The sequence below is a fragment of the Nostoc sp. LPT genome (genome assembly GCF_017115165.1).
Taxonomy (GTDB): domain Bacteria; phylum Cyanobacteriota; class Cyanobacteriia; order Cyanobacteriales; family Nostocaceae; genus Nostoc.
Window position 1 is genome coordinate 104,897 of sequence record NZ_JABXKF010000053.1, and the last position, 21,077, is coordinate 125,973.

Below are 21,077 nucleotides of genomic sequence, written 5' to 3' on the forward strand. Positions count from 1 at the left end.
GACAAAGGACAAATGACTAATGACACTTGAAAGCAATTTGCAGATAGGTTATTACAATAGAGAACCACCAAGATATAAAAACATGGGTAATCAGGAGTGAAAAAAGGGTGGGAGATTTTGGCAATGTTTTAACCGCTATGATTACGCCATTTAAAGCAGATGGTAGTGTCAACTATGATGTAGCGGCAGAACTGGCGGTGCATCTAGCTAACAACGGTACAGATACATTGGTGATGTGCGGCACAACAGGAGAATCCCCGACGCTCAGTTGGGATGAAGAATACCAGTTGTTTGTCGAGGTATTGCAGTCCGTGGCCGGAAAAGCCAAGGTAATTGCAGGTTGCGGATCGAATTCCACCAAAGAAGCGATCGCAGCCACCCAAAAAGCGTCTAAAATAGGAGTACATGGTTCCTTACAAGTTGTTCCTTATTACAACAAACCGCCGCAAGCGGGACTGGAAGCGCACTTTAAGGCAATAGCACAAGCCTGTCCCGACTTACCGTTGTTGTTATATAATGTCCCCGGTCGTACCGGACAAAACCTTCAGCCAGAAACAGTTGCCCGGTTAGCTGAAGTTAGCAATATTGTCGGGATTAAAGAATCCACTGGTAATATAGATCAGGCAAGCGGAATTCGTCGCTTGACACCAAAAGAATTCCACATCTATTCTGGTGATGATTATATGACTTTGCCCTTGTTAGCGATCGGGGCAAAGGGTGTGGTAAGTGTGGCTTCTCATCTGGTAGGAAACCAACTACAGCAGATGATTCAAGCTTTTAGTGCGGGAAAAGTTGAGGTAGCAAGCGAGATTCATCTCCAACTGTTCCCGTTGTTTAAAGCTCTATTTCTCACTTCAAATCCCATTCCAGTGAAAAAAGCACTGAAACTTCAAGGTTGGGAGGTTGGTTCAACTCGTCCGCCGCTATGTGAAGCTGATTTAGAAGTCAGTCAAAAGTTAGAAGCGGTTCTGAAAGAACTTAGTTTAATTTAACCACCAACTATTTAAATGCTGGTATTCTCCTCCTTGTCAAAGATACATATAAACAACGATCATAATTGTTCATACATAAGTTGCAATTTAAAAACCTGTGCTAGGACTGATAGATATACTATGAATCCTTGAGTTTTACAGTTGATTTTATTGAATAAAAAATTGAAATCTTCAATTAAAACTTGATTGCTTTGGGACTGACTTAAGAAACAGATGATGTTGTCTTAAATACAAGGAAAGTTAACTATCAACTTAATTAACCACAAGTAACAATCTAAGGAGAAAATGGCTAAAAACGAAGCTAATAATTCCGCCTTGAAAATTATTCCTTTGGGCGGTTTACATGAAATTGGTAAAAATACCTGTCTTTTTGAGTATGATGATGAAATTATCCTGTTAGATGCAGGATTAGCTTTTCCCACAGAGGCGATGCATGGAGTCAACATTGTTTTACCAGATATGACCTATCTGCGGGAAAATCGCCACAAAATTAAAGGGATGATCGTTACTCATGGTCATGAAGACCATATTGGCGGGATTGCTTTTCATCTCAAGCAGTTTGATATTCCGGTGATTTATGGCCCTAGATTAGCAATGGCAATGCTAGAGGGTAAATTAGAAGAAGCAGGAGTCCGCGATCGCACAGAAATCAGAACAGTTTTACCACGTGATGTAGTGCGGATTGGCAAAAACTTTTTAGTTGAATATATCCGTAATACCCACTCCATCGCTGATAGTTTCACTGTTGCCATTCATACTCCTCTGGGTGTAGTTATTCACACAGGGGATTTTAAAATTGACCATACCCCAGTGGATGGTGAAAAGTTTGACTTGCAACGCCTAGCAGAACATGGTGAAAAAGGCGTTCTTTGTTTGCTAAGTGATTCCACTAACTCCGAAGTACCAGGATTTACGCCTTCAGAACGTTCAGTTTATCCCAATTTGGAGAGAGTATTTAGTCAAGCACCTGGACGATTATTTGTCACAACCTTTGCTTCTAGTGTCCATCGCATCAACATGATTTTGGATATCGCCAAGAAGCAGAACCGTGTAGTGACAGTTGTCGGGCGTTCTATGCTGAACTTGATTGCTCATGCCCGCAATTTAGGTTACATCAAGTGTGAAGATAATCTGCTGCAACCATTGCACGCCGTCCGCAATCTACCCGATGAAAGAGTACTGATTTTAACTACAGGTTCTCAGGGTGAATTGATGGCAGCAATGACCCGCATTGCCAACAAAGAACATCCTCACATTAAAATCCGCGAAGGAGATACCGTAGTATTCTCTGCTAACCCAATTCCCGGAAATACGATCGCTGTAGTCAACACCATTGATAAATTAATGATTCAAGGTGCAAAAGTGGTCTATGGTCGGGATAAAGGGATTCACGTCTCCGGTCACGGCTGTCAGGAAGAACAAAAACTGATGATTGCCTTAACTCGGCCCAAGTTCTTTGTGCCATTTCACGGCGAACATCGGATGCTAGTGAAGCACGCAGAAACCGCTCAGAGTATGGGCATTCCCGCAGAAAACATGATAATTATCCAGAATGGTGATATTGTCGAACTGACTGAAGATGCCATCGGCGTCGCTGGTAAAGTACCATCTGGTATAGAACTGGTGGATACTACTAGTTCGGGTATGGTAAGTGCCAAAGTGCTGCAAGAACGGCAACGCATGGCTTCAGAAGGCATTATCACGATCGCAGCTGCCATTGATTGGAATGGTAAACTGTTGGCAAAACCAGAAACTCACCTCCGGGGTGTAGTAACAAGTGTAGAGCGATCGCTGTTACAAACCTGGGTAAAACAACGCATTGAAGAAATCCTCACTGTGCGCTGGACAGAATTTGCTCCTGAGCAAGGTGAAGCAGCAGATATAGACTGGGGTGGATTGCAAGGAACTTTAGAACGAGAATTGCAACGTTCCATCCGTCGGGAATTGCAATGTCAACCATCTGTGACTTTGTTGATGCAAATCCCTGATGAGCCACCTGTAAAAGTTGCTGATGGCAGAAGACGGCGGACTCGGACTGCTGCTCAGGTAGCATCATAGAGAATTTAAGATAAAAATCTCACGCAAAGGCGCAGAGACGTAGAGTTTTTCTAGCGTCTTTGCGCTTTGGCATGAGATATAGTCTCTATATTATGGGTATAGAAGCCGCAGTAAATAGTATTTGCCTATAGTTATTGGAGGCGATCGCTATGACTAAAACACCAATAAAAATTAGTACTCTTGAGGAATACATCAATTTTGATGATGGCACTGACAAGCGCTATGAAATTGAGGATGAGGTGCTGGTAGAAATGCCTCCTGGTACTGGCAAACATGAGGCGATTATCACCCTACTGTTAGTTCGCTTTTTTTTAGAAATTCAAAAAATAGGACTGCCTCTACAACCGCGCCCTAACGGTACAGAGGTGCTGACCAATAAACAACTTAGAAGACCTGATGTTTGTGTAATTACCAATGAACAGGCAAAAAGGTATTGAGACAACCTCGGCTATCCTCAAAACTGCTCCACCCCTCTTAGTTGAAGTGGTAAGCCCTGAATCATATTGACCGAGACTATAACCAAAAAACCTCTGAGTATGCGGCGATGGGTGTGGTCGAGTATTGGATTGTTGATCCTTTGGAAAATAAAATAACTGTGTGTTTGCTAAATCAGAGCAGTTACAAGCAAACTATGTTTATCGAAGACCAACGGATTGTTTCTCAAACGTTCCCAGAATTAACCCTGACAGCCCAGCAGATGTTTTCATTTTAAGGTTGTTTGGTTCCTTTGCGTGAAATCAAAATATAAATACTGATTGCGTTCGTCGTTCGCGTTAGCGTCTCCGAAGGAGAAGACGTTGCCGTTGGCGAAGCCTCTCGAAGAGAAGGCATCGCCTAAATTTTGCAATGTTCAACCCGGTAGAGCGATCTAACTTGTTAGGTTGCTGTCGCCTCAAGCAACTGCAACCAATATCTCCTCATTTTTCTCGGCTGCTGAAAGATACAAATTTCTCCACCGCTCGAAGTCTTCAAAACACCATTCATTTCTTGCAAACAGTGTTTCAGGATCGATCTGTCGAAAAATGCTGGCTCCTTCACTGACTAGCCCAAGAGATATAAGTCCCAATGACTCCTCTGTTGACAAGAGAGTTGGAGCAAGGGTTTGATCTCCGAACATCAGCTTTTCAACAATCTCATCGGCATTCGCAAACTTTCTTCTTGATAGCTCCTGCAACAAACGTTTCTCGATCTCAACAGATGTTTTTTCTAGTGATGCTGTTCTATCTTCAATCCCTGGATAGGCTTGACGAGTAAGCCTTAACTCAGACCGCAATTGTGCGATTACCCGATCTGCTTCTAGCTCAGATCCAAAAGTCTCTTGGTGTGTTTCGATAACATCTTCAAGGATTTCATTAATCTCTTCAGGATCAATCTCAAAAAAGCGGAAAATACCGCAGCCATAGGGGAAAAGAGAAACTACAAGGGTGCTGAGTGCCTTTTCACGTTGAAGGCGTGCGTACAGTGTACTGCCAGGAGGAATTGCGCTGTAGAGTACGGAAACACCCATAAGCAAGCTCATCTGAATTTTAACGCTTCAGACTATATCATTCTCAAATCGCACTGCCAACCTAAGTTTTGTGAAATGCAATCGATTCTACTCGATCAAAAATCACTACTTCCACAGTATTCAGCCAGCGATGAACAGGACACACTTACGTGAGAAAGTGGGAACACGGAGAGGAAAAATGGGTTCTAGAATATTACTGATGTTTATACTTAGCAAAAATACTTTCAGAAAGACCTTATATTAAGTTCTGTAAATGTTACACTAAAGCCTATCCAATGATGGATGTCTTTATTAAAATTTAAACTGTGTCAAGTTATGAACAAGATCGTAATATTACACTACCGATCCCCAGAAATTTGCGATTAACTTGACGTAGTAATAAATTAGGTTCTGACTTAAGTGGCTAATCAGGTATTACATTATATCGCAGTCAGAACGCGATTTTTCCGGGAAAGTTCGTTGCCACGTTGTATATATTCATCAAAAAGGTGAATAGCCTCAATAACACAGAGGGTTAACCATGAAGGTATTCGACAATACCACAAAAAAGATTTTTCTGGCTAGCTGGGTATCAATCAATCAAGCAGAGACTACTGACCATAAAGCAACCCAGCTAAACCATTCTGTTTCCAAGCCTTATTGGGATATTCTCCAACCCTTACGGCAGCGAGTAGAAAACATTCAAGTCAGCGATCGCCAACTAGCTCACCGCTTGTGCAAACTGATTCCATCTCAGTGCCCTTTTGAGCGCGATGTTAAACTATTTGGGAAGACCTTGTTTCACATCCCACCCATGTGCAAACTCAACCCCTTATATGAAGAAGTGGTTGGTTTACGTTTCCGAGCGTTGTGCTATCTAGCCGACGAGTGTGGCGAAGATGTATCGCAGTACTGCTAATACTGAGATATGGGCGCTGAGGGAAAAGTTATGAGTCAGGACTAATTAGGTCGGGGATCAACAATATAACTCCTAACTCCTAACTCCTAACTGTTTTTTTACTATTTTTTTACTATTTCTTTTGCCATTTTTGGATGGCATCCTGAGCATCTTCGTAAGCGCCTGTCTCCTCTGGTACTAAAGCTGCGGTCGCAATTGCAGCATTACGTTCTCCTTCGGTAGCGCGACGCTTTGCCAGGTCTAAAATTTTCTCACTCCAGTTATTGATTGATTTTTGGGCTGTATCAAAGCCTGGTTGACCGGCTGGTACTTTCTTGGCAACTTCGATCGCCCGATTGTAGGTAGATGCCTGTTCAGACTTAATTAAGGCATTAGCTGCATCTAAAAGAGTTTTGTTACTCACATACTGCTTACCCTCTAAGCGCCACAGGTTAATTGCTGCTTGTGCCTTCGCGTAGGGGGCTTCATCTTTGGTAATTAATCGAGCAGCAGCAATAGCGCTGGCATACTGTCTTTGTTTAGCACGACCCTCTGCTAAATCTAAAATCATCTGGCTCCAAATCTTAATATTCTCCTGAGCCTGTTCGTACAGTGGTTCACCAGGTTGAATTTTTCGGGCTGTAGCGATCGCCATGCTCAAATCGCTAGCCTGAGTTTGTCTGAGCGACATTTTCGCCAGGTCTAATACTGCTTGATTTCGCTTTTTCGACTGTGAACTAGAAGTTATTTGGGCGCTAGATTGGTTGTTAAGTCTAACTGGTGGAGTGCGATCGCTTGGTAAATTCTCGACAACCTGGCGATCACTAATATTAGCATTGGGTGATGTACTTGATATTTGCTTAATTCTAAAAGTTTCTTGATTACGCAGAAAAACTACGGCGATTAAACCTGCTACCAGCAAGCTGCCTCCGCCCCACAAGATAAATTGTTTCCAAAAAGGGATGCTTGGCTGATTCGCTGGCAATCGAGAGACGTAACCTTTGGAGGAATTGGGGATAAATCTTCCTCTGGTATTTACTCCCAAGGAAGTTTCCGCCATTGGCTGGGAGACTAAGCCGCTTCCTGACTCTTGGACTTTTTGACCTTTCACCAGTTGGGAGGAGTTCACACTAGCTTCTCCCCGTCTGCCCTGATGTGCTGAAGTTTTAGAGGAATCGTCAAGGGGAGGAGCTGCAAGGGCAACAGCAAAAGATTCTTCTGGATAAATCACCGCTTTTGGTTGAAAATCACTTTCCATTGCCAATTTTGGCAAGATTACTTGCTGCCTTGATGGGATGATAGTGGCAGGGTTTTGGATAGGACGCCAGTGGTGATGACATAACTTTGGTACAATCAGGCTCAGGTAGCTTTCTAAATCTGCCAAGTTGCTGCCATTACCAGAGCGCAAAGCTTCTAGCAAAGCTGCTGTAAAGAATCCGTGACCTAGTTCGCTACTCTCATGGGAAAATTGCTCTGGTTGGCAAGAAAGAATTGTCGCCAGTTGTAGTTCTTGGGCTAGTTCTATTGTTTCTTCACCAACGGGAGCATCCGCTTGAGTGCCAAAGGCACGGTTGATATCCAGTAGTAGCAATACATTCAGGTTAGCAAGTTGCAGACTTTGCATTAGCGATCGCAATTCTATGCCAGTCTCTTGCACTTCGGGGTTGCCCTCTGCTGGCATTAAGTAATCTTTGCCCTTGTAATTGACTCCATAACCGCTAAAGAATAACCACAGATAGTCTTCCGGTTGCCAACTTGTTGCTGCCAAATCTTCAAGCAGCAGCAAAATATTCTCCTTTGTCGGATAAGTTGACCTATCCCCAATCGGCGGCGAAGTATCTGTCATCACTAAACAGTGTTTGGGGAGAAAACCTGCCTCTGTCACCAAAAAATCTTCTAGTGCCTCAGCATCTGCTTGGGCACAACTTAAAGGTTGAAATAACTGATATTGATTGATACCAATCGCGATCGCCCAGTAATTTGCCATCCCGCTCTTTGTCAGTTATTGTTGTTTGCTGGTCTTAAAATTGCGGTTGGCTTTGCCAAAAAAACAAAGCTAACCAATGTTTTATAGTCTAGGTGATTCTGATTGAATCTTAAGTTAAAATGTAATTTTTATCACTTTAATTAGCAGGAAAATACCTTTACCTAATTTCAATAACAGATCATTACTAAGGAGATAGAAGGTCATGAGCAAAATTTCTGCTCACCTACCATCATCGCTCGTTCCCTTTTCAGTTATTAGCCAATTTGCCAGAAGAATCCGGATAATTCCTTTAGCAGTTTTGCTCATATTTACTGTTCCTGCGTGGTTTTTGATGGAAGCGATCGCACCGCAGGTTGTGCGAGCTTACACCGCTAGAGTCGATCTAGCTATTGACCGCTTGCCAGAAGAAAACTATGAAACCGTTCTCAGGAGGGCGGAAGCGGTCGCTAGGGCAGCTGCTCAAAGGAGCTTCGACCAAGATATCTTGGTGACAGATGTTTCCATCATTGTATCCGTACAAAATTATGGAGCGATCGCACCAGTCCTGACATTAGATGTCAGTCGTCCTCAATGGCGATCACGTCCCGATGCTCAAAATTGGGCGACTTACTTCAAAACTGCGCGATCTCTACTTTTCTTTGAAAATAACTCTAATCAAGTTCCAGCAGCTAGCGCTGTGTCAACGCCAAAATGAAGAGTTGAACTAAAAGTCCGAGCCAAGAAAGTTTTGGCTCGGAACCTTGGGGGACTCGCGTTCTTGCGTCAGTCTTAACTCAATTTACTTATTCCTGACTCAACTGTTGTTTTTGGCGTCAGTGGATGGCCTAGAATAAGAAGGTTGTCAAAAATCGCGATATCTGCTGACATGGCTGTTCCTAAGAAGAAAACTTCCAAATCAAAACGAGATAAACGTCGAGCTACCTGGAGGCATAAAGCCGTCGTTGAAGCTCAGAAAGCCCTATCTCTGGGTAAGTCAATTTTGACTGGACGTTCTACATTTGTTTATCCAGCTGCTGAAGAAGAGGAAGAAGAATCATAATTTCTCAGTCAGGAAAAGCACGAACAGCACCGATAGATTTGATTGCCAAACTCAACAATCAAAGTTCTGATCGCTTGATAAATGCTTTTTCTTAGCTTTCCTGATTGCATTATGAATCATACACACTCTACATAAGCTCATTAGATTGAAAAAAATTGGTAGTGAGTAATTGGAAATATCCATTACCCATTACCTATCATTCAAGAGTTCATATAAAGAGTAAAACATCTAGTTTGTTGGCAACTCAGCAAAAAAAGCTTATAAACATCTTGAGAAAACTTATTTTTCTCTAACTATGCTAGGAAAATTTTTTCAGAAACCAGGCAAAGAAGAAAGCGAACGCGTCCCTCCTGGTCAACATTTAGCTAAAGGTTTCCCGGTATTAACTTACGGTGAAACTCCCCAAGTCACCACTGAGGAATGGGAGTTTCGAGTTTGGGGTTTAGCAAAATCTGCTACCTTTAGTTGGTCAGACTTTATGGCGCTACCTCACCATGAATTCACAGCCGACTTCCACTGTGTAACGCGCTGGTCTAAACTTGATGTCAAATGGACTGGCATTAAAGTTACAGATTTCATGAATCTGATTGAATTAGACCCGAAAGTAGCCCACATTATGGAACACTGCTATGGCGGCTACACTACCAATATTTCTGTAGAAGATTTTCTGCGCGAAGAAAACTTCTTTGCTTTTAAAGTCTTTGGTGAAGACCTTCCATCTGAACACGGTGGGCCGATGCGTCTAGTTGTACCCCACCTCTACGCTTGGAAAAGTGCTAAGTGGATTAATGGTTTGGAATTTTTAGCTGCTGAAGAACTTGGTTTTTGGGAACGCAATGGCTACCATCGCCGTGGTGAACCTTGGGCTGAGGAGCGTTACAGCAAAGCTTTTGGGTTTTAATAATTAATAGTTAAGAGTTAGGAGTAGAGACGCGATTAATCGCGTCTCTACTCCTAACTTTTTTTAACCCAGAAGTTTCTTTATGAGTGGCAATTTGCCCTGATATGGAGCGTATCGCCATTTTAAATCGAGCCAGAAGGAGTTTTGCAATACACTTTTCTTATGGGAAAAGGTGTCAAAGCTAGCTTTACCGTGATAGTTACCGATACCGCTATCTCCTACTCCACCAAATGGTAAAGACGAGACACCAACCTGCATAACTGTGTCGTTAATACAGACTCCACCAGAGGAAGTTTCCTGCAAAACTTGCTTTTGCAGGTTTTTGTCTTGAGAAAATAAGTACAACGCCAAGGGTTTGGGTCTAGAGTTAATCAAAGCGATCGCTTCTGCAATGTCAGTATATTCAATCATGGGTAAAATAGGCCCAAAGATTTCTTCCTGCATTACAGAATCTTCTAGTGAGACATTATCAATCAGTGTTGGGGCAATATAACGCTCTGAAGGTTGATTTTCTCCACCGATGATAACTTCACCGTCTTTGAGAAAACTCACCAATCTATCAAAGTGTTTTTGACTGATAATCCGGGCATAATCAGGACTGTTTACAGGATTCTCACCATAAAATTCTTTTAAAGATTTTTCCAGACCATCTATTAAATCTTTCTTGATTGTTTTATTAACTAAAAGATAGTCGGGGGCGATACAAGTTTGTCCAGCATTAATAAATTTGCCCCAAGTAATTCGTCTGACAGTGTGTTCAAGATTAATGTCAGTATCTACAATGCAAGGACTTTTCCCACCCAATTCTAAAGTCACTGGTGTGAGATATTTTGCTGCTGCTGCCATAATGATTTTGCCGACGGCTGTGCCACCAGTAAAAAAGATATGGTCAAACTTTTCTGCTAGTAGTTTTTGACTTGCTTCTACGCCTCCTTCAATCACTGCAAGATAAGCAGGGTCAAAATTTTTGGCAATAATCTTAGCTATGATATCAGACGTATGAGAAGCAATTTCTGAAGGTTTGATAATTGCACAATTTCCGGCTGCGATCGCACCTATTAAAGGTGAGATAATTAAGTTAAATGGATAGTTCCAAGGCCCAATAATTAAGACAACCCCTAACGGTTCTGGATAAATTCTCGCTGAGTAGGAAAAAAAATCCCAGGAAACCGCTGCTTTTTGGGGTTTAGTCCAGTTTTGAAGATGTTTGATGGCGTAATCAATATCCTTAATTACGCTGATTTCTGTAAGGTAAGTTTCTACTTCTGGTTTATGTAAATCCGCTTGTAATGCTTCGACTATTGACTGTTCATGCTCAATGATTGCTTGCTTAAGATTTTTCAACTGTTCAATGCGAAAAGTTACATCTTTAGTTTTGCCCGTTTGAAAAAACTCTCGCTGAGTCTGGATAATATTGCCAATGTTAGATAATTCAGTGGTAATCATTGTTTGGTCCTATCAAAAAGTATTTATTTAATACTAATGCTGTTATCTCAGCATATTTGATTCGTCAATTCTTAGCGTTTGATTTTCCAATTGAATTTTTTACTTTAAATTATCGGTAGATAGTAGTAAGGTTATAAATTATGAATGATCAGGATAAAAAACTCTACAATTCAGAATTTATAATTACTAATTTTCTCATGTTTTGGCGGGTAGAAGCACAATAAATACACTACCTTTGCCCAACTCAGAATTAAGCAGAATAATGCCTTGATGTGCTTCGACAATTCGACGAGCAAGATACAGTCCTAAGCCACTACCAGAACTCTTGTGACTGCCTTGGCGAAATCGTTCAAAGATGGTGGCTTGTTCTTCAGGGGGAATACCTGGGCCTGTATCCGCTATTTCAATTCTAATGTAGTCAACGGAATTGGATTTTTCAGAGAACTGAGATTGATTACTTTGATCGAACTGGCGTTGAGAAGTAAAACGAATAGTAATAGACCCAGCTTCGGTAAATTTGATCGCATTCCCTATAAGGTTGGTAAATAGACGATGCAGTTCCAAGCGATCGCCCATCACTGTGTTTGTGATTGACTCTTCAGTAATGTCTAAATTTAGGGACAGTGTTTTATCTTGAGCTAAGGGTGACAATTCTCCAGTCACTTCATCTAGCAACTGACCCAGATTAACTGGTTGAAACGCTAAACTTTTGCGACCCGCTTCAAAACGGTAAACTTCCAATAAAGTATTCACCATAGAAAGCAGGTTGATATTGCTACGGCCCATGATGGCGATTACTTCCTGCATTTGCGTTGATAATGTTCCCAATGCACCTTGCTGAAATAGCATCAACATCCGATCGGCGGCTACCAAGGGAGTGCGTAAATCGTGGGTGAGGCGGGAGACAAAATCTTCTCGCTGACGGGCAATTTCATCACGTTCATCCATACTATGCTTCAAACGCAGGAGCGATCGCACTCGTGCCAGCAATTCATCTACTGTTACAGGTTTGCGGATAAAATCATCAGCACCCAAGTCTAATCCGTGGGCGACATTGGGCGCATCGTGAGCAGTGATCAGCAATATGGGGATGTATTGCGGCAATTTCATCTCTCCACGAATGTGCTTAGTGACTTCGTACCCATCCATACCTGGCATCATCAGATCCAGCAGAACCAAGTCACAAGGAGAAGCTTTCAATTCTGCCAAGGCTGAAATCCCATTTTCTGCGGTGCTAATGGTGTAACCCTCTTCCTCCAAAATAGTTTTGATCAAAAACACGTTATCAGGAGAGTCATCGACAACTAGAATTTTGTCAGAGCGAGAAGATTGTAAAGTCATATAGATGCAAGGTATGGGAAAAAAGTAAATTTTTAGCGAAACTGGTTTATTGGTATAGTTTTCTAGGTATTCCCTTTAGATAAACTTCCTCCGAATAAAAATTGTTTACCAAGAAGTTTATATAAATGTGTTTTAAAAACTACTTTACTTACCTTTCTAGCAGATAGCCACAAGCTAATTGAATTATGGCTCGTAAATTTATAGAACTGAATACAGAGGATAGCGACACGATTTTGGTATCAGTTTAGTCAATAGATATATCAGTAGGTCAGATATCGGCTACTAACGAGTTACCTGTAAAAAAAGTAAAGATCAGCTTTGATGCTGTACATTGCAAGAAAATATAGTCAAATTTGTCAAAATTTCTGGATATTGATCCGACTATGCCAACTTTGCCAGCAGCCAGCAAAAATGCCAGATTTTTCATCAGCTATCGCAGTCAAGATCCAGATTTGAGCCTTGCCCATAATTTTTATGAAGCTCTTAAAGGTGCTGGGCATGAAGCGTTCATGGCGGGTGAGAGTATTCGCTTAGGGGAAAAATGGCCTCAGCGCATTGATAAAGAATTAAAACTGTGTGATTACTTTTTGTTGCTGTTATCTGAGCGATCGGCAACTAGCGAAATGGTGACAGAAGAGGTGAGACAGGCCAAAGAGTTACGGGATAGCAGCGATCGGCATAAACCAATGATTTTGCCCATTCGCGTTAACTTCCCTTGGAGTGCGCCACTGAATTATGATTTGCGGGGCTACTTACAACAGGTTCAGCAGCGAGAGTGGAATTCACCTGCCGATACTCCCAAAATTTTACAGGAAATTTTTAGTTTAGTGGCAACCGGTGATGTAGAAAGATTGGCAGATGGAGAGACGAGTAGTGATTTTTTCCCTTCATCACCCTCTCACCCTCTTACTCTCTCACCGCCTCTGCCAGTGGCAGAACCAGAATTACCTGAAGGACAGGTGGATTTGGCTTCAGCGTTTTATATTGAGCGTCTTCCCATCGAATCTCGCTGCTACGAGGCAATTTGGAAGCCAGGATCTTTGATTCGGATCAAAGCACCCCGGCAGATGGGTAAAACCTCACTCATGGCGCGGATTCTTTATCAAGCGTCACAACAAGATTATCTAACCGTGCCTTTGAGCTTTCAATTGGCAGATGGAAAGGTTTTTGCAGATTTGAATAAGTTCCTTCAGTGGTTTTGTGCCAGTATCGGACGGAGGTTGAGGCTACCCAACAAGTTAGCAGATTACTGGGATGATATTTATGGCAGTAAGGATAATTGCACCGCTTATTTCGAGGAATATCTATTGCCAGAAATCAACCAACCGCTAGTTTTGGGATTGGATGAAGTTGATTGTGTATTCCAATATCGTGAAATTGCTAATGACTTTTTTGGGCTGTTACGCGTTTGGCATGAAGATGCTAAAAACCGGGATATTTGGAAAAAACTGCGGTTGGTAGTAGTGCATTCCACAGAAGTTTATATTCCAATGAATATCAATCAATCGCCATTTAATGTAGGCTTGCCAATTGAGTTACCAGAGTTTAACGCCCAACAGGTTCTTGATTTGGCACAAAGGCATGGACTCAATTGGAGTTTTACCCAAGCTGAACAACTAATGGCAATGGTGGGAGGACATCCCTATCTTGTACGAGTGGCGCTTTATCACATTGCCAAACAGGATACTACGCTCAATCTGCTTTTGCAAACAGCCCCCACAGAAGCTGGCCCTTATAGCGACCATTTACGTCGGCATTTGTGGAATTTAGAACAGCGTCCAGAATTAGCTGCTGCCATCAAAAAGGTCGTTGCCAATACTAGCCCAGTTCGGTTGGATTCGATACAATGCTTTAAATTACTCAGCATGGGCTTATTACAACAGCAAGGAAATGATGTAACGCCGCGTTGTGATTTATATCGTCAATATTTTCGCGATCGCCTGAGAGTTAGCTGATGAACATAGAACAAAACCCAGCTTATGAATATCAAGTTGGTGGCAGTTTACCAGTTGATGCCCCCAGTTATGTAGTGCGACAAGCAGATACAGATTTGTATGAGACATTGAAGGCTAGAGAATTTTGTTATGTTCTAAATTCACGACAGATGGGCAAGTCTAGTTTGCGAGTGCAAATTATGCAACGCTTGAAAGTAGAGGGTATTGCCTGTGCTGCGATTGACTTGACTGGAATTGGTAGCCAGAATATTACACCAGATAACTGGTATACAGGTGTAGTACGTAGTTTAGTGAGTAGTTTTGAGCTTTCAGGAAAGTTTAATTTACGGAGTTGGTGGCGCGATCAGGATGAGCTTTCTTCATTACAGCGATTAAGTGAATTTATCGAGCAAGTTCTGTTGCTTGAAGTTTCTCAATCTATTGTTATTTTTATTGATGAAATTGACAGTGTTCTCAGCCTGAATTTTTCGACTGACGACTTTTTTGCTTGGCTCAGGTTCTGCTATAACCAGCGTGTTGATAAACCAGCATACAAACGCCTTACATTTTGTCTGTTGGGAGTAGCTACTCCCTCGGATTTGATTAAAGATAAAAAGCGTACACCGTTTAATATAGGTCAAGCAATTGAATTAAAAGGTTTTGAATTGCATGAAGTCCAGCCTTTAGCTAAGGGATTAGTGGGAAAAGTCAATAATCCACAAGCAGTGCTGCAAGAGGTCTTGGATTGGACGGGTGGTCAACCATTTCTCACCCAGAAGCTTTGTCAACTTATTCCAGACATAGTGGATGTATCGGAAGTAGAAGAGTTGTTGCGATCGCGCATCATTGACAATTGGGAATCTCACGATGAGCCGGAGCATTTGAAGACTATACACAATCGTCTTCTCAGAGATCAACAGCGTGCGGGAAGACTATTGGGACTATATCAACAAATTTGGCAATATGGAGAAATACCAGTTGATGATAGTTATGACCAGATAGAACTACGACTATCTGGTTTAGTTGTAGAGCAGCAAGGTAATTTAAAGGTTTATAATCGCATTTATAGTTATGTTTTTAATCAAAACTGGATTGACAAAATATTAGCAAGTTTACGACCCTATGGTCAGGCTCTGTCAGCATGGATAGGTTCGCAGAAAGATGAATCATGGCTATTGCGTGGACAAGCATTAAGAAACGCTCAAGATTGGTCTACCAACAAAAGTTTGAGCAATGAGGATAATCAGTTTTTAAATGCCAGTTTAGAGCTTGAAAGACGAGAATTCGAGGATGCTTTAAAGTCACACACCTTCAAGTTTAAACATGGAGAAGCATCCTCAGTACTTGAATTAATTACTGTATGTGAAAAGTATCCTGAAGAGGCACAAGACTATTTGCTCAATGGATATCTCGAAACTTGGTTAGTAGGGCAAGGAAAGACATATTTAGCAAATATGTCACGTAAGATTGTCTCTGATTACAACGGAGATATGTGTAAAGGTTTCGAGATATTTGTCCGGAACTTGTGTAAAGATATTGGGATAAATGCCTATCCAAAAATTTTTACTCAACCTAATAAGCTAGACTTTGGTGACCTTCCAGTTGGATATCAAACAAGAATGGAATTGCAAATTGGCAATAATGGTCGTGGATTCGCATGGGGTATTGCGAAGGCAATACCTTATCTTCCAGGTGTGATCTTACAACCAAATTTTGATTCTTCAACTAAAATATTCTCTTTTGAGTTAGATGTACTTGTGGTTAAACCCGGTAATTACGAGGGTTATATAGAGATTCAATTAGTAGGCATTAGTGACCCCTATCAGATTCCTATAAGGTACACAGTTAAAACAATCGAAGTTCGTATAGAACCTAGCAAATTAGATATTGGAGATATATCTAATAGTAGAAATTCTCGTATTTTAACTTCATTTCATGTAATTTGTATAACTTCTACAGGAAGAATTGGTGGGAGAATTAAAGGTACTACTTCAAACAATATTACTCAACTTAAAGTAGTACCTTCTAGTTTTGAAGCAACAACTATAGATTTCAATTTAATTCTTGATATAAAATCTTTGGAAGCAAAGAAGTATGAAGATGTGATTTTTTTTAAAACCACTATTGGCGAATATGAACTACCTGTTTACTTTAGGAAATCTCTCAGGTGGGATATTATCATCAGATTAACTGCGGGTATGGGAATTTGCACGGGATTAGGGCTATATTTAATCCGTATAATTTTAGGCAATTACTTAACAGTAGGATTAAATAATAATTGGTTTTTTTTCTTGCCAACTGAAATAAATATCGTGTATACGATATTTGGTTTTATTATAAGTATAGGTATCATCCTAATTGTATTAATTTGTATTAATTGAATATAATTTAAAAAAGTAAATTAAGATAACTTTATTTAAGTATTTAAAATATGAAACCAACAGCAAATACATACTATCTTACAATATTTGAATTGATAAAATTTGTAATATTTATATTTTTTCTGGTCTTTATTATATATTTGTCTCGTAATGTATTTGCTTATATTGGTAAAAGTTTTATCATTATAATTGACTTAATCGTGTATCCAATTAAATGGATTGGCATAGATCAACCAGCAGTAGGGTGGTTCGTATTAGGTTTGTTTATAGGTGGAGCTTTAGGACTAATTCAGGCACTCAAATACATGAAGCAGTATTCTTATTTATCTAAAATTTATTATTTTATTTTTGCTAGCTTATTGATAATAGCATTAACTGCCTATTGGAACTGGGAAAGTTATATTAAAGAATTTGAATTTTTTCCGAAAACTTTACTTAAAGAAAGTTTAACATTTCAATCAATTTGGACTCTTGAGGATATAACAAGAAGCAATGTAAAAATTAAATTTGAACAATACAAAAATTTGGCTAAACGAGAAAGTAATATACCTCAAAAAATAATTATAACTGAATATTTTGCAAGTTTATTAAGAGCTAAAACTGGTAGTGATGGTACTCGAAAATATTTTAATAGTAATAGATATGAGTGGTATCTTAATAGACTAAAAACAATCCAGCTTGGAGAAAAAGCAATCACTCTTGATGGATTTTCAGGAATTATTTATGAGAAGTACTCTTTAAAAGATTTGGAATTATCAGCAGGTACTAATAAAGTAGATGGCTCTGATGATTTACCATTTGGTATAATTGCGAGATACAATAATAAAAACAACTTTTATTATTTATTGATAAAAGGAAATGGAAAATTTGCTATGGGAAAATATTCAAAAATTAATAGTTGGCAAAATTTAGTAGAATGGCATAATTCTACTGCAATTCATCAAGGTAATGAGCGAAATATATTGAGAATAGTCTGTAATGGCAAAAAAGTAATCGGCTGGATTAATTATCAAAGAGTTGGGATGTTGGAAGATAGTTCTTACAACTCTGGACAAGCTGGATTTATTTCAATGCAAGACAATAAAGATGGTGTTGCCGTATTTTACGATAATCTGATTTTGAGAACAAAGCCTGAATAGGGTATGTATTACTTTTCCAAAAAACACGATACGATACACAAGAACCGTAAAAAGCAGTATCACTCATTTTTCAAAGGCAATACTATCTAAAACTTCCTGTAATTCTACAGTAGCAAAAATAGCGATCTTTCCAATCACATAATTTACACTGAATAAGTGTTAATTTCTGTTAAATTAGTGATGAATTAGAACAAAAAGTACCTCTGTGCCATTGGCAAAACTGTCGCAGGTTCACAAATTAGCAACTCACCATCTGCCCTAACTTGGTATGTTTCTGGATCAACTTCAATGTGGGGTAGTGCATCATTCAGCTTCATATCTCGCTTACTTAATTGGCGTGTCCCAGAAACTGCAACTGCTGCTTTTTGTAAACCTAGCTGGGTAGGAATTTCTTTCTCTAAAGCTGCTTGGGAAACAAAAGTTAATGATGTAGCATGACGTGCGCCTGCAAAACTACCAAACATCGGTCGCATATACACTGGTTGGGGTGTGGGAATACTGGCGTTAGCATCGCCCATTTGCGACCATGCAATCATCCCGCCTTTAATCACTATCTCTGGTTTCACGCCAAAAAATGCAGGACGCCACAAACATAAATCTGCTAATTTTCCCTCTTCCACTGAACCCACATATTCAGCAATTCCGTGAGCGATCGCTGGGTTAATCGTATACTTAGCAACATATCTTTTTGCACGAAAGTTATCTGCTTTTTGCTCTGTTCCTTGTGGGCTAAGAGTTCCCCGTTGCACCTTCATTTTGTGAGATGTCTGCCAAGTACGAATTATCACTTCGCCTACTCGTCCCATTGCCTGGGAATCGGAAGAAATCATGCTAAATGCGCCTAAGTCGTGCAAAATGTCTTCAGCAGCAATGGTTTCCCGGCGGATGCGAGACTCCGCAAAGGCAACATCTTCGGCGATCGCTGGGTCGAGGTGATGGCATACCATCAACATATCCAGGTGTTCGTCTAAGGTGTTGAGAGTATAAGGACGTGTGGGGTTAGTGGAAGATGGCAGAACATTGGCTTGGCTGCAAACTTTGATAATATCTGGTGCGTGTCCTCCGCCTGCACCTTCAGTATGGTAGGTGTGAATAGTACGATTCTTGAAAGCAGCGATCGTATCTTCAACAAATCCGGCTTCATTCAGGGTATCAGTATGAATCGCTACTTGGACGTCATATTCATCGGCAACACTGAGGCAAGTATCAATTGCTGCGGGTGTGGTTCCCCAGTCTTCATGGAGTTTTAACCCCATTGCACCGGCGGCTACTTGTTCTACAAGTCCTTGGGGTTGACTGGCGTTACCTTTACCCAAAAATCCTAAGTTGACAGGAAAAGCATCAGCAGCTTGCAGCATTCGGTAAATATTCCAAGGGCCGGGAGTGCAGGTAGTGGCGTTTGTACCCGTAGCTGGGCCAGTACCGCCGCCGATCATAGTGGTAATACCGGAAGCGATCGCCACTTCAATTTGTTGGGGACAAATAAAATGGATATGGGCATCGATACCACCAGCAGTGAGAATCATGCCTTCCCCTGCTAAGGCTTCGGTTCCCGGCCCAATAATAATATCTACATTATTTTGAATATAAGGATTTCCAGCTTTACCAATTTTGAAAATCTTGCCATCTTTAATCCCGATATCTGCTTTGACAATACCCCACCAATCAAGGATTAAAGCATTAGTAATTACTAAATCTACAGCGCCATCAGCATTAGAAATGGGGGATTGTCCCATTCCATCTCGAATAACTTTACCGCCGCCAAATTTCACTTCATCGCCGTAGGTAGTGAAATCTTGTTCAACTTCAATAAATAATTCTGTGTCTGCAAGTCGGATGCGATCGCCTACTGTTGGGCCGTAGGTTTCGGCGTAGGCGCGGCGATCCATTCTGTAAGGCATATAAAATCCTTTTTTAAACGCAAAGGGACGCAGAGGTTAGCGCAGAGTTATGCGGAGGTTTTTAGAGGTTTCCGTTAATTTGGGCGTTGAAGCCGTAGACTTGGCGAATACCAGCGAGGGGGACTAATGTTATTTCTTTTTCGTCGCCTGGTTCAAAGCGGACTGCGGTTCCTGCGGGGATATCCAGGCGCATTCCTCGCGCTTGTTCTCTGTCAAAGTTTAAGGCGGTGTTGACTTCATAAAAGTGATAGTGGGAACCTACTTGTATGGGGCGATCGCCTGTATTTGACACTTGCAATTTTACAGTTGGACGACCAACATTTAGTTCAATTTCACCTGCTGGTGTAATGATTTCTCCTGGTATCATGTTCAATCCAATATTTCATTTAAGTAAGACTTATGCACACTCTATGAATTCTTGATGTTCTTCTCTTCGAGACGCTCCGCGTTGGCGGTTCAATAAATTCATGTTTTTGAATATTTTTGTGTAAGTTTAACAGTATTCTTGCGTAAGTCATGATTAACTTTTAAAAAGCTTGCTTGTTGACGTTTAAGGTTTTTAAAAGTTTTAAGAATATCATCTTCAAATTGGAATGGAAAGTCAAATTTTGATTTCCATAAATATTCAATTTGCTGTTCTTGCCACCGCAGATGTTCCATTTTCCAAGAATTATGATAATCCAAAAATTTTAGATAACTTTCTGGTAGTATTTCGCCTTCGATTAAGTGTGTCTTTGTCATCAAAAGCTCTTTAATTTTTTCATGGCGGGGAAAAGCATCTTTTTCTATCCAAAAAATCCATAATTTAATTTCTGCTTCGTTTTTGAAGGGGAAAATTGTATAACCATTTTTTTCTCCTACTTGAATAGATTCTAAGATACGTTTTTGACCACGCATTTCTCTTAACTTTTCTGCTAAATCTGTATAGGTACGTCTACCTTCCCAGATCAGAAAAGCAAGCGGACCATATAATTCTTCTAGCTGCTGCTCAGTATATTTTAACGATGCAGTTGTCTGCTGATTTTCTCTGTCTCTGTTCCCAGACATAATGTGATTAACTATTCCGGCTACAACGGCAAAGGCAGTAGTTATGGCAGTGGTTATAATAGTTGCTGTAAAGCCAGTATTTCCTGTATTCATTACCTTTATGCTTGATGATAGTCAAGCAGTACACTTCTGACAATGTGTTAAATTATATACTTGAAATTAATCAATGTCTATAAAAGACTTTCGTCTTAAAAGTAACACAGCATGAAGTAAATTTAATGAATTGGATTATGTACTGTCACTAACTTTGTACCATCAGGAAAAGTTGCTTCAACTTGCACTTCATGCACCATTTCTGGTATCCCTTCCATGACATCATCCCGCGTTAAGAGAGTTGTGCCATAACTCATCAATTCAGCTACAGTTTGCCCATCTCTTGCACCTTCTAAAATGGCAGCAGAAATATAAGCGATCGCTTCAGGATAATTCAGTTTCAAACCCCTTCCTTTACGTCTTTCTGCTAATAAAGCAGCTGTAAAAATCAATAGCTTATCTTTTTCCTGCGGCGTAAGTTGCATTCGTACTTC

The 21,077-nt window shown here is 40.5% G+C and carries 19 protein-coding genes; 11 read left to right on the plus strand and 8 right to left on the minus strand.

Annotation, left to right across the window (positions count from 1 at the left end; translation table 11 throughout):
- The first annotated feature begins 107 nt into the window (after positions 1–107).
- The 4 genes from dapA to HWQ58_RS12545 all read left to right on the plus strand — a co-directional run bounded on the left by dapA (position 108) and on the right by HWQ58_RS12545 (position 3,762).
- Entirely contained in the window at positions 108–992 is an 885-nt protein-coding gene (dapA, locus tag HWQ58_RS12530; protein ID WP_292862460.1) for a 4-hydroxy-tetrahydrodipicolinate synthase, read from the plus strand.
- Between the two features lie 285 nt (positions 993–1,277).
- The gene (locus HWQ58_RS12535) at positions 1,278–3,050 is read left to right on the plus strand and encodes a ribonuclease J (RefSeq protein ID WP_292862463.1); all 1,773 of its coding nucleotides are present in this window, start codon (positions 1,278–1,280) and stop codon (positions 3,048–3,050) included.
- Between the two features lie 149 nt (positions 3,051–3,199).
- Positions 3,200–3,487: a Uma2 family endonuclease gene (locus HWQ58_RS12540; protein ID WP_292862467.1), complete on the plus strand. Its 288-nt coding sequence runs from the start codon at positions 3,200–3,202 to the stop codon at positions 3,485–3,487.
- Between the two features lie 107 nt (positions 3,488–3,594).
- Complete coding sequence (locus HWQ58_RS12545) at positions 3,595–3,762, plus strand: Uma2 family endonuclease (protein ID WP_292862470.1); 168 nt, start codon at positions 3,595–3,597, stop codon at positions 3,760–3,762.
- 180 nt (positions 3,763–3,942) lie between these two features.
- Here HWQ58_RS12545 and HWQ58_RS12550 read toward each other — a convergent pair whose 3' ends face one another.
- Entirely contained in the window at positions 3,943–4,557 is a 615-nt protein-coding gene (locus tag HWQ58_RS12550; protein ID WP_292862473.1) for a hypothetical protein, read from the minus strand.
- 520 nt (positions 4,558–5,077) lie between these two features.
- Here HWQ58_RS12550 and HWQ58_RS12555 point away from each other — a divergent pair.
- Positions 5,078–5,455: a Mo-dependent nitrogenase C-terminal domain-containing protein gene (locus tag HWQ58_RS12555; RefSeq protein ID WP_292862476.1), complete on the plus strand. Its 378-nt coding sequence runs from the start codon at positions 5,078–5,080 to the stop codon at positions 5,453–5,455.
- Positions 5,456–5,567: 112 nt separating this feature from the next.
- On the opposite strand, the gene HWQ58_RS12560 is transcribed toward HWQ58_RS12555, so the two are convergent.
- Complete coding sequence (locus HWQ58_RS12560) at positions 5,568–7,421, minus strand: caspase family protein (protein ID WP_292862479.1); 1,854 nt, start codon at positions 7,419–7,421, stop codon at positions 5,568–5,570.
- Positions 7,422–7,623: 202 nt separating this feature from the next.
- Between HWQ58_RS12560 and HWQ58_RS12565 the strand changes: the two genes are divergently transcribed.
- From HWQ58_RS12565 to HWQ58_RS12575, 3 genes are all read left to right on the plus strand, one after another.
- A complete protein-coding gene (locus HWQ58_RS12565; protein ID WP_292862482.1) occupies positions 7,624–8,115 on the plus strand; it encodes a hypothetical protein in 492 nt (163 codons plus the stop codon).
- 171 nt (positions 8,116–8,286) lie between these two features.
- Positions 8,287–8,460: a 50S ribosomal protein L32 gene (gene rpmF, locus HWQ58_RS12570; protein ID WP_094328804.1), complete on the plus strand. Its 174-nt coding sequence runs from the start codon at positions 8,287–8,289 to the stop codon at positions 8,458–8,460.
- Positions 8,461–8,755: 295 nt separating this feature from the next.
- A complete protein-coding gene (locus tag HWQ58_RS12575; protein ID WP_292862485.1) occupies positions 8,756–9,361 on the plus strand; it encodes a sulfite oxidase-like oxidoreductase in 606 nt (201 codons plus the stop codon).
- 63 nt (positions 9,362–9,424) lie between these two features.
- Here the strand turns inward: HWQ58_RS12575 and HWQ58_RS12580 are convergent, their stop codons facing one another.
- Positions 9,425–10,807 (minus strand): aldehyde dehydrogenase, encoded by a 1,383-nt coding sequence (locus HWQ58_RS12580; protein WP_292862488.1) that lies wholly within the window; start codon positions 10,805–10,807, stop codon positions 9,425–9,427.
- Positions 10,808–11,002: 195 nt separating this feature from the next.
- Positions 11,003–12,148 (minus strand): hybrid sensor histidine kinase/response regulator, encoded by a 1,146-nt coding sequence (locus tag HWQ58_RS12585; RefSeq protein ID WP_292862491.1) that lies wholly within the window; start codon positions 12,146–12,148, stop codon positions 11,003–11,005.
- 383 nt (positions 12,149–12,531) lie between these two features.
- Here HWQ58_RS12585 and HWQ58_RS12590 point away from each other — a divergent pair, with 383 nt between their 5' ends.
- Genes HWQ58_RS12590 through HWQ58_RS12600 form a run of 3 tightly spaced genes read left to right on the plus strand, consistent with a single transcriptional unit; the run spans position 12,532 to position 17,602 of the window.
- Positions 12,532–14,103, plus strand: coding sequence for an AAA-like domain-containing protein (locus tag HWQ58_RS12590; protein ID WP_292862494.1), 1,572 nt, complete (start codon positions 12,532–12,534; stop codon positions 14,101–14,103).
- Positions 14,103–16,463 carry an AAA-like domain-containing protein gene (locus HWQ58_RS38430; RefSeq protein ID WP_366837834.1) on the plus strand — a complete coding sequence of 787 codons (2,361 nt, stop codon included), beginning with the start codon at positions 14,103–14,105 and terminating at the stop codon, positions 16,461–16,463. The genes HWQ58_RS12590 and HWQ58_RS38430 overlap by 1 nt, the downstream gene beginning before the upstream one ends.
- A gap of 50 nt (positions 16,464–16,513) precedes the next feature.
- Positions 16,514–17,602 carry a hypothetical protein gene (locus HWQ58_RS12600; protein WP_292862498.1) on the plus strand — a complete coding sequence of 363 codons (1,089 nt, stop codon included), beginning with the start codon at positions 16,514–16,516 and terminating at the stop codon, positions 17,600–17,602.
- A gap of 185 nt (positions 17,603–17,787) precedes the next feature.
- On the opposite strand, the gene ureC is transcribed toward HWQ58_RS12600, so the two are convergent.
- The 4 genes from ureC to ureA form a co-directional block, all read right to left on the minus strand.
- Positions 17,788–19,503: an urease subunit alpha gene (gene ureC, locus HWQ58_RS12605; RefSeq protein WP_292862501.1), complete on the minus strand. Its 1,716-nt coding sequence runs from the start codon at positions 19,501–19,503 to the stop codon at positions 17,788–17,790.
- 61 nt (positions 19,504–19,564) lie between these two features.
- Entirely contained in the window at positions 19,565–19,870 is a 306-nt protein-coding gene (locus HWQ58_RS12610) for an urease subunit beta (RefSeq protein WP_292862504.1), read from the minus strand.
- 98 nt (positions 19,871–19,968) lie between these two features.
- Positions 19,969–20,643: a hypothetical protein gene (locus HWQ58_RS12615; RefSeq protein ID WP_292862506.1), complete on the minus strand. Its 675-nt coding sequence runs from the start codon at positions 20,641–20,643 to the stop codon at positions 19,969–19,971.
- Between the two features lie 122 nt (positions 20,644–20,765).
- Complete coding sequence (gene ureA / locus HWQ58_RS12620; RefSeq protein ID WP_292862508.1) at positions 20,766–21,068, minus strand: urease subunit gamma; 303 nt, start codon at positions 21,066–21,068, stop codon at positions 20,766–20,768.
- Positions 21,069–21,077: the final 9 nt, after the last annotated feature.

Excerpts from the sequence above, each read along its gene's own strand:
- HWQ58_RS12575 (WP_292862485.1), top strand. The coding sequence starts at position 8,756 with ATGCTAGGAAAATTTTTTCAGAAACCAGGCAAAGAAGAAAGCGAACGC.
- HWQ58_RS12610 (WP_292862504.1), bottom strand. The coding sequence starts at position 19,870 with ATGATACCAGGAGAAATCATTACACCAGCAGGTGAAATTGAACTAAAT.
- HWQ58_RS12585 (WP_292862491.1), bottom strand. The coding sequence starts at position 12,148 with ATGACTTTACAATCTTCTCGCTCTGACAAAATTCTAGTTGTCGATGAC.
- HWQ58_RS12555 (WP_292862476.1), top strand. The coding sequence starts at position 5,078 with ATGAAGGTATTCGACAATACCACAAAAAAGATTTTTCTGGCTAGCTGG.
- ureC (WP_292862501.1), bottom strand. The coding sequence starts at position 19,503 with ATGCCTTACAGAATGGATCGCCGCGCCTACGCCGAAACCTACGGCCCA.
- HWQ58_RS38430 (WP_366837834.1), top strand. The coding sequence starts at position 14,103 with ATGAACATAGAACAAAACCCAGCTTATGAATATCAAGTTGGTGGCAGT.
- HWQ58_RS12550 (WP_292862473.1), bottom strand. The coding sequence starts at position 4,557 with ATGGGTGTTTCCGTACTCTACAGCGCAATTCCTCCTGGCAGTACACTG.
- HWQ58_RS12540 (WP_292862467.1), top strand. The coding sequence starts at position 3,200 with ATGACTAAAACACCAATAAAAATTAGTACTCTTGAGGAATACATCAAT.
- HWQ58_RS12535 (WP_292862463.1), top strand. The coding sequence starts at position 1,278 with ATGGCTAAAAACGAAGCTAATAATTCCGCCTTGAAAATTATTCCTTTG.
- HWQ58_RS12565 (WP_292862482.1), top strand. The coding sequence starts at position 7,624 with ATGAGCAAAATTTCTGCTCACCTACCATCATCGCTCGTTCCCTTTTCA.
- HWQ58_RS12590 (WP_292862494.1), top strand. The coding sequence starts at position 12,532 with ATGCCAACTTTGCCAGCAGCCAGCAAAAATGCCAGATTTTTCATCAGC.
- HWQ58_RS12560 (WP_292862479.1), bottom strand. The coding sequence starts at position 7,421 with ATGGCAAATTACTGGGCGATCGCGATTGGTATCAATCAATATCAGTTA.
- rpmF (WP_094328804.1), top strand. The coding sequence starts at position 8,287 with ATGGCTGTTCCTAAGAAGAAAACTTCCAAATCAAAACGAGATAAACGT.
- HWQ58_RS12600 (WP_292862498.1), top strand. The coding sequence starts at position 16,514 with ATGAAACCAACAGCAAATACATACTATCTTACAATATTTGAATTGATA.
- ureA (WP_292862508.1), bottom strand. The coding sequence starts at position 21,068 with ATGCAACTTACGCCGCAGGAAAAAGATAAGCTATTGATTTTTACAGCT.
- HWQ58_RS12580 (WP_292862488.1), bottom strand. The coding sequence starts at position 10,807 with ATGATTACCACTGAATTATCTAACATTGGCAATATTATCCAGACTCAG.
- HWQ58_RS12545 (WP_292862470.1), top strand. The coding sequence starts at position 3,595 with ATGGGTGTGGTCGAGTATTGGATTGTTGATCCTTTGGAAAATAAAATA.
- HWQ58_RS12615 (WP_292862506.1), bottom strand. The coding sequence starts at position 20,643 with ATGAATACAGGAAATACTGGCTTTACAGCAACTATTATAACCACTGCC.